Below are 2066 nucleotides of genomic sequence, written 5' to 3'. Positions count from 1 at the left end.
GGTCAAGTCCTCGGCCTATTAGTACCGGTCAGCTCCACACATTACTGTGCTTCCACCTCCGGCCTATCAACCCGGTCGTCTACCGGGAGCCTTACCCACTCACGTGGTGGGAGACCTCATCTCAAGGCGAGCTTCCCGCTTAGATGCTTTCAGCGGTTATCCCTTCCGAACGTAGCCAACCAGCCGTGCACCTGGCGGTACAACTGGCACACCAGAGGTTCGTCCGTCCCGGTCCTCTCGTACTAGGGACAGCTCCTTTCAAGTCTCCTGCGCGCGCAGCGGATAGGGACCGAACTGTCTCGCGACGTTCTAAACCCAGCTCGCGTACCGCTTTAATGGGCGAACAGCCCAACCCTTGGGACCTACTCCAGCCCCAGGATGCGACGAGCCGACATCGAGGTGCCAAACCATCCCGTCGATATGGACTCTTGGGGAAGATCAGCCTGTTATCCCCGGGGTACCTTTTAGCCGTTGAGCGACACCGCTTCCACACGCCGATGCCGGATCACTAGTCCCAGCTTTCGCTCCTGCTCGACCCGTCAGTCTCACAGTCAAGCTCCCTTGTGCACTTACACTCAACACCTGATTGCCAACCAGGCTGAGGGAACCTTTGGGCGCCTCCGTTACCTTTTAGGAGGCAACCGCCCCAGTTAAACTACCCACCAGACACTGTCCTCGATCCGGATCACGGACCAGAGTTAGACGTTCAAAACGACCAGAGTGGTATTTCACCAATGACTCCACCCGAACTAGCGTCCGAGCTTCCCAGTCTCCCACCTATCCTACACAAGACGCTCCAAACGCCAATGTCAAGCTGTAGTGAAGGTCCCGGGGTCTTTCCGTCCTGCTGCGCGTAACGAGCATCTTTACTCGTAGTGCAATTTCGCCGGGTCTGCGGTTGAGACAGCGGGGAAGTCGTTACGCCATTCGTGCAGGTCGGAACTTACCCGACAAGGAATTTCGCTACCTTAGGATGGTTATAGTTACCACCGCCGTTTACCGGCGCTTAAGTTCTCACCTTCGCTGTGTCACCACAACTAAGCGGTCCCCTTAACGTTCCGGCACCGGGCAGGCGTCAGTCCGTATACATCGTCTTACGACTTCGCACGGACCTGTGTTTTTAGTAAACAGTCGCTTCCCCCTGGCCACTGCGACCCCCACCAGCTCCGAGTGCAAGACTCATCACCAGCAGAGGTCCCCCTTCTCCCGAAGTTACGGGGGCAATTTGCCGAGTTCCTTAACCACAGTTCACCCGATCGCCTTAGTATTCTCTACCTGACCACCTGAGTCGGTTTAGGGTACGGGCCGCCACAACACTCGCTAGAGGCTTTTCTCGGCAGCATAGGATCATCCACTTCACCACAATCGGCTCGGCATCACATCTCAGGCTATATGGAACGCGGATTTGCCTACGTTCCGCCCTACATGCTTACCCCAGGACAACCATCGCCTGGGCTGGACTACCTTCCTGCGTCACCCCATCGCTTACCTACTACCCGATCGGATCGAGCGTTCACTCTGACCCCAAGCCCGAAGGCTTTAGGCGAGTTAAGGACTCTTAGCATCACGAGGTTCGATATGGGCGCGTTAAAGCGGGTACGGGAATATCAACCCGTTGTCCATCGACTACGCCTGTCGGCCTCGCCTTAGGTCCCGACTTACCCTGGGCGGATTAGCCTGCCCCAGGAACCCTTGGTCATCCGGCGCGAGGGTTTCTCACCCTCGATTCGCTACTCATGCCTGCATTCTCACTCGCACAGCCTCCACAACTAGATCACTCTGCTGCTTCGCCGGCTGCACGACGCTCCCCTACCCATCCAGCACACAAGGCGCTGAATGCCACGACTTCGGCGGTGTGCTTGAGCCCCGCTACATTGTCGGCGCAGAATCACTTGACCAGTGAGCTATTACGCACTCTTTCAAGGGTGGCTGCTTCTAAGCCAACCTCCTGGTTGTCTCTGCGACTCCACATCCTTTCCCACTTAGCACACGCTTAGGGGCCTTAGTCGGTGATCTGGGCTGTTTCCCTCTCGACTACGAACCTTATCGCCCGCAGTCTCACTGCC

General features: G+C 57.1%; 1 rRNA gene. It reads right to left on the bottom strand.

Annotated features, from left to right (window positions below):
- Positions 1-2066: ribosomal RNA gene (locus tag ABZ444_RS51360) — 23S ribosomal RNA — on the bottom strand; the annotation flags it as partial.

The organism is Nonomuraea sp. NPDC005730, assembly GCF_040630865.1.
In the GTDB taxonomy this organism is placed as follows: Bacteria; Actinomycetota; Actinomycetes; order Streptosporangiales; family Streptosporangiaceae; genus Nonomuraea.
Note: the sequence above shows the minus strand (reverse complement) of the source record. Positions and strands in the feature narration are given on the sequence as shown.